The organism is Actinomycetota bacterium (genome assembly GCA_035540895.1).
In the GTDB taxonomy this organism is placed as follows: Bacteria; Actinomycetota; JAICYB01; order JAICYB01; family JAICYB01; genus DATLFR01.
In genome coordinates this window covers 1-6,449 of record DATLFR010000028.1, presented here as the reverse complement: position 1 = coordinate 6,449, position 6,449 = coordinate 1, and the positions used below count along the sequence as shown (strand labels likewise).

Sequence of the window (6,449 nt, the reverse complement as noted above, 5' to 3'; positions counted from 1 at the left end):
CGACCTGCCCCGTCCCACCCGACCCCCGACACGCTGTGTAGATGGCGGCACCACGGCGGCTCTGGAACAAACCCAGCTGATACCGCGAGACAGGGTGAGAGGGCAGTTGGTAGCTGCCGCAGGCGCCGACGCGGTAGATCCAGTCCTGCTTCCCCGTCTCCGAGTCCCACTGCGCTACCCAGACCGCGTTGACGTTGTTCTCCGTGCCCGGCGGTTTCGGCTCCTCCATCAGGAGGAGCAGCTTTGAGCTGGTACCTGTGAGACGGGAGGGGGTCACCTCTAGGCCGGCCACCGCAGGCACCACTCCCGCGGGGGACGGCACGCACGAGTTGACAGAGGTGCAGAGACCAGAGGACGCCGGAGTGGGAGGAGCATCTTCCCTCCTGAACCTGTTGAGCTGGGTGAGTGTCGGCCCATCGATCGCCACGACGCCGCCGAAGACCCCGAGCGCGAGAAAGCCGAAGTAGAGGCGCCCCGTCACTTCATCGATCGCTTGGATGAACTCTCCCGATGCACCTGCCGTTCGAGGCGTCGCGATGGAGAAGGGGAACGTCCGGGATTGAACTGGACTGAGCGTGTCGAGGTCGAACGACTGGACGGCAGTAGTGCCGGCGCGTAGAGCGAAGACCTGATACCCGATGCGTCGCTGTCTGTCCAGGAGCAGGGATCCGTTTGCGGAGACGCTCGCGTCGGCATCGGTTGGCGCCATGAGCGGCATCCGCTCCGCGGGCGATATGACACCATCAGCCGCGAGTGAGGCCAGTGGCGCGGCCATGGCGACCAACGCCACCACGAGTGCGGTCGCTATCGCCCTGACTCTTGGCATCGCCCTGCGCGCTCCTTCGCCCGTTCTGCCGGATTCCTCGACGGACATGCGGGGGCGCCGATGTCTCCATCGGCGCCCCCGAGCCTTGCTCGTGTTACCTACGGGGCGCGGAAGGAAACCGTGAACCCCTCCACCTGGAAAGCCGTCGTGGGAGCACTGATGCCGCAGTCACCCGAACCGGACACCCCGCGAGAGCTGGTGAATCCGATCAGCGTGGATCCGTCGTTCCCGCGCCCGACGATCGGAAGGATCGTGGCGGCGGACTGCTCCCACGTGTAGTCGAAGGTGACCTGAGGGTATGTCTGGCCGGTGACCGGGTGGGGAGCGGCCGTGAAGGTACTGGTGAGCCGGCCGTACGAGGAACCACAGTACGCGCCCACACCAGAACGACCGCGGAACACTCCATGCGTCATCGCCCTCGCCTCCTCGGGCGTCGCGAACGAACGGATGCTGCATCCCGGGCCTGTCACAGTGCTAACGCACAGGGAACCCGGGGGAAGACTCTGAGGGCCAGCCGTGAACTCGACCGGTGAATACCGGGCTGCCGGCCCGACGCCCGGCCAGTAGAGTCCCTGCCCTGGGGGGTTATTCGTCACGCGGTTCCACAGCGGGTCGTCCATGTAGTAAGCGCACTCACCTCCCGGAACGTTGTTGCAAACCTTGCCTACTCCCTCGAGCACAGTCACCGTCACCGTCGTCTCGACCTGAGCCCTTGCGCCAGGCGCCAAGGAAGTGGAGATCAAGCTGAGCCCGACCAAGATTGAGATGATGATCTTTCGGTTCATCTACTCCTACCTCCTCGCAGCCGCACAGACGTCGTAGGAACGAACCTGCGCTGCAGACTGGTTCACGGTTACGTCGCCGATCACGCCGGTCGCCGCGGCCTGACGACTGCGGCCGTTCCCGACGCTAGCGGCATCCGAGACACTGCATCCCGTGCCGCGGTGACTGGAGTCACCAGGCGTCCCGGTCAGGGTGAGGTCAACGTAGATCGAGTCCAGCCCCAGGGCATTCGTCTCGAGGGGGATCGTCCCACGCACGGTCGCCGTCGTCTCGGCCGGACGAGCCGCATGGTCGGCCCCCCAGGTGAACGTTGTCTCGAGAGACTCCACCGGGGCAGACCCCTTCACGATCGCAGATGGATTCTGCGTGAAGAAGGAGATCGTCGCGGCGCCCGTGGCATCCACGGTGAGCTCTCCGTTTCCGCTTCCGCTCGGTGAGAAGAACATGTACATCTGCCTCTGGTTCTGGATCACACAGAGGCTCACCGGCGGCGCGAGGCAATCCTCGGCTGCGTTCGTCGGTCCGGCCGGTACGGCCACCAGCCCCGCCACCGCGAGGACAAGTGCTGTGCGTCTGAGCTTCATCGTCCCTCCCTCACCCGAACCACCCCAGTGGGGGAAACCATTCGCTCCGGCCGGCCCGATCCCTGCCGTCTAGGCTTCTGCGAGCGCGGGCTCGTCGATATCGGTGACGTCGCCCCCCAGGTAGGCAGCGATCACCTCGGGGTCGTCGGCCACCTCGTGGGCCTCGCCGGCCGCGAGGATCTGCCCGAAGTTGAGGACGTACACGTAGTCGGCCACGGACAGGACGAGCGGGACGTGGTGCTCGATCATGAGGATGGTCACGTCGAACACCTCCTGGATCTCCCGCAGGGTGCGCCCTAGCTGCTCGGCCTCCGGTGGGGCCATCCCCGAGGAGGGCTCGTCGAGGAGCAGGACCCGGGGTCCCGTCACGAGCGCCGCTCCGAGCTCGACGACCTTCAGGAGCCCGTGCGGCAGGTCGTGGACGACGCGGTCCCCCATCTCGGAGAGACCGAGTCGCTCCAGGGCATCGACCGCCCGCTCACGCAGCCGCTCCTCGGCCTCCCGGACCGCGGCCGTCCTCAGCATCCCCTCCAGGGGGCCGTACCCGGCCTCCGTGTGCTGGGCGATCATGAGGTTCGCGAGGACGGTCTCCGACTTCACCAGACCGATGTTCTGGAAGGTGCGTCCGAACCCCATCTCGGCCCGGCGGTGCGGGGGGGTCCGGGTCACGTCGCGCCCGCCGAACGTGATCGTCCCGCTGTTGGGACGGTAGAACCCGGAGATGCAGTTGAAGAGCGTCGTCTTCCCGGCCCCGTTGGGGCCCATCAGCCCGACTATCTCGCCCTCGCGGACCTCGAGGGCGACGTTGTCGAGGGCCTGGACCCCGCCGAACCTCATGGACAGGCCCTCCACCTTCACGAGGGCTCCCTTGGCCGGCCGGGTCAGGACAGCGCTCGTGACGTGTCGCCCGTTCGTGGACGACCGGGAGATCTCCGGCACGAACGCCTCGGTCTCGAGCGTGTCCTCGGGACCCTGATGGGGGGTGGAGGGCGCGTGCTTGGCCGCCCGGCGCGCCTTCGCCAGGGCGGGGAGGTGGTGGATGTTTCGGACGAGGTGGACGACGACGGCCCGGTGGCGCCACAGGGCGACCGGGAAGGTGAGGAGCTTCAGGAGCTTGTGCGCCACATGCCGGCGGTGGGTCCACAGGTGCGAGCCGATATGGGCCAGCTCACGACCCTGCTCGGCGAGCCCGCCCCGGTACCGGGTGAGCGTCAGGATCAGCAGCACCCCGCCCAGGACGGTCGACCACATCCGCAGCCCCTGGAAGACCTGCCGGAAGAAGATCGGGAGCATCGACGCGACGAACACCCCGGCCCGGGAGCCGAGACCACCGATCACCCCGTAGACGAGCAGCTCGAGCGACTGCGTGTAGTCGTACAGCTCGGCTCCCGCGGACCGCTGCAACGTCGAGAACAGGGCTCCCGCCAGCCCCGCGTAGAACCCGGACACGGCGAAGGCGAGCAGCTTGTACCGGGAGACAGAGATCCCGAAGGAGGCGGCGACCTGCTCGTCCTCGCGGATGGCGTAGAACGCACGGCCCCCGCGCGTCGCGGCAAGGTTCCGGTCGACCAGCCAGACGAGGAGCAGGGTGACGACGATCACGTACATGAACGAGGCATGATCCTCGAGCACCTGACCCCCGAACCACTCGGGCCGTTCGATGTCGATCCCGGCCGACCCCGAGGTCAGGAAGTCCTGACGGAAGACCACGCGGTTCATCAGGAACTGGAACCCGAGGGTCACGATGGCCAGGTGTAGTCCGCGGATCCGCAGGGCAGGGACCCCGATCAGCACGGTCACGGCCGACGTCGTCACGCCGGCCACCGGGTACGCGACCCACCAAGGCACCCCGTGCGTCGTGTTGAGGATGCCGAGCGTGAACGCCCCCGTCCCCATGAGCGCCGCCTGCGCGAGGGACATCTGTCCTGCGTAGCCCGTGAGAACGTTGACCGACAGGCCGACCAGTCCCCAGACGAGAGCCCATCCGAACAGGAACGAGTTGTTCCGGACCAGCGGGATGTCGGGAAGCGACAGGAGTACGGCCACGCCGAGGAGGCCCCACACGATCCGCGAGCGCGGCACGAGCGGGCCGCCGCTCACGCCTCGGCTCCCAGGAGGCCGCGCGGCCGCAGGGCGAGAACCCCGACGATCAAAGCGAACTGGGCGACGAACTCCACGCCCGGCAGCGCGTCGCCCCAGAGGTAGCGGCTGACCGCCGTCACCACGCCCACGACGATCCCGCCGAGGAACGCCCCTGGGAGGCTGTTGAGCCCTCCCACGAGGGCGGCCGCGAAGCTGGGGATCAGCAGCAGCGTCATGAAGAACGGGTGGAAGGCGCCGATCGTCGGCGCGAGGATGATCCCCGCGAACGCGGCCAGGACGCCGGCCATCGCCCACGTGAACATCGAGACGACCGAGAGCCTGATCCCCATGAGGCGCAGGGACGACGGGTTCTGGGACGCGGCGAGCACCCCGAGCCCGAACGTGGACCGCTTGAAGAAGAGGTAGAAGGCGACCCCGAGGGCGATGGTGACGGCGAGGGCGAGCAGGCGCCCCCAGGCCACGAAGATGTCCCCCAGCTGTGCGCTCCCGGAGATCAGGGCAGGCAGGTTCTGGGGGCGTTCGTCCCAGATGATGAACTCGATGCCCCCGAGCACGGTCGAGACCCCGAGCGTGGCCACCGTGATCGTGAGCGGAGCCGCATCGCTCATCGGCCGGATGACTATCCGCTCCATGGCGACCCCCATCCCCCCGGCGAGCACGACCGCGAGCGCCGCTCCGAACAGGACAGGCAGCCCCAACCCGATCACCGGGATCGGACCGAGGTGTCCCGTGTGGGCGCCGAGCTCCGATGTCGCCACCCAGGCGAGGTAGATGGCGAAGGTCCCGATCTCGCCCTGCGCGAAGTTGATCACCTTCGTCGCCTTGTAGACGAGCACTATCCCCAGGGCCATGAGGCCGTACGTGGCCCCGTCGGTGATCCCGGAGATGAGGATCGAGTACATCAGGCCTTATCGATGCAGAGGGAGACGGCCTTCCACTTGGCGCCGTCGAGCCGGTAGACGTTCACGTAGTGGGCGCCCCGTCCGGCCGCCCGGGTGAAGTCGAGCGGGCAGGCAGGGCCGACCTCGGCCGGGGACTCCTTGTACGTGTCGAGCATGGACCACAGCTTCGAGCGAGTGAGGTCCTTGCCGGCCGCGGTCAGCATCCGTTGCAGCCCCTTCGCCGCGAGGTACGCCGAGTAGTCGAAGTCATCCGGGCATAGGGGGTCGTTGTTCGCGCACTTCTCAGGCGAGTACCGGTCGAAGATCCTCCGGAACTCCCGGATGTCTTCGGCCCAGGCGAGGCTCGGGTCCGTGTGGTCGTAGGGCGGGTTGAGGTGGTGGAAGAGGACCGCCTTGGCCCGGGCATCCGCGAGCGCCGCGGCGATGATGTTGTATCCGGCGGCCGGGGAGACCGCCGTGAAGAGCGGCTGGTAGCTCGGGTTGTTGTTCTGGCGAAGCAGCTTGATCCAGATGTTCGGGGTCGTGAAGTTGTTGATGATGTCCACGCCCGCCCGCTGCATCTCGAACATGATGTCGGTGAACTGGTTCTCGTCCTTCTGGACGACCTTGTCCACGGCGAGCTCGAACCCTCGCTTCTTCAGCTCCTCCGCGAAGACGTCGCGTCCGTTCTTGAAGAACGGGGAGTTCACCCGGAGCATCCCGAAGACCGGCTTGTCCTTGCCGGTGAGCTGCCGGGCGTTCTTGACGAGGTAGTCCGCGAGCAGGACGTGCTGGGACTCGTAGTCGGGTCCGACCATCTTCACCTGCGGTATGCCGAGCAGGTCCTTCGACGAGGCGGGCCCGGCCAGGTAGGGAACCTTGTTAGCGGCCGCGAACGACTTGGCCACGGCCACGATCTGGTCGGTCCCGGCCGCCCCCACGTAGAGGAAGGAGCCTTCCTTCTTGCACCGTTCGACCGCGGTGAGGGCCCCGGCCGGGTAGTACTGGTCGTCGAGGGTGATGAACTTGACCTGCCTGCCGTGGATCCCCCCCTGCTCCCGGTTCACCATCTCGAAGTAGAAGCGGCCGAACCGGTCGGGGTGCCGAGGGATGGGCGCCGCGCCGGTCATCGGGATGTGCGAGCAGATGGTGATCTGCTTGTCGGTGACCCCCTCCGTATCGCTGGAGAAGAGCCCACCCGCACGTCCGGCCCCCTGTGCGGCGCCTCCGCCGGCCGCGCCGGCGGCTCCCGCCGCTCCGGCAGCCGCACCC

General features: G+C 67.5%; 6 protein-coding genes. All 6 read right to left on the bottom strand.

Annotated elements, in window-relative coordinates; all coding sequences use genetic code 11:
* Window positions 1–826 (bottom strand): hypothetical protein (locus VM840_01790; protein HVL80307.1); only part of this gene is annotated, 826 nt, incomplete at its 3' end.
* Window positions 827–924: 98 nt separating this feature from the next.
* Window positions 925–1,611: a hypothetical protein gene (locus tag VM840_01785; GenBank protein HVL80306.1), complete on the bottom strand. Its 687-nt coding sequence runs from the start codon at window positions 1,609–1,611 to the stop codon at window positions 925–927.
* Window positions 1,612–1,617: 6 nt separating this feature from the next.
* Window positions 1,618–2,193 (bottom strand): hypothetical protein, encoded by a 576-nt coding sequence (locus VM840_01780; protein ID HVL80305.1) that lies wholly within the window; start codon window positions 2,191–2,193, stop codon window positions 1,618–1,620.
* 69 nt (window positions 2,194–2,262) lie between these two features.
* Window positions 2,263–4,293 (bottom strand): branched-chain amino acid ABC transporter ATP-binding protein/permease, encoded by a 2,031-nt coding sequence (locus VM840_01775; protein HVL80304.1) that lies wholly within the window; start codon window positions 4,291–4,293, stop codon window positions 2,263–2,265.
* A complete protein-coding gene (locus VM840_01770) occupies window positions 4,290–5,198 on the bottom strand; it encodes a branched-chain amino acid ABC transporter permease (GenBank protein HVL80303.1) in 909 nt (302 codons plus the stop codon). Before VM840_01770 ends, VM840_01775 begins: the two co-directional genes overlap by 4 nt.
* The coding region (locus VM840_01765; GenBank protein HVL80302.1) for an ABC transporter substrate-binding protein at window positions 5,198–6,449 on the bottom strand (1,252 nt) is incomplete at its 5' end. The genes VM840_01765 and VM840_01770, both read right to left, overlap by 1 nt.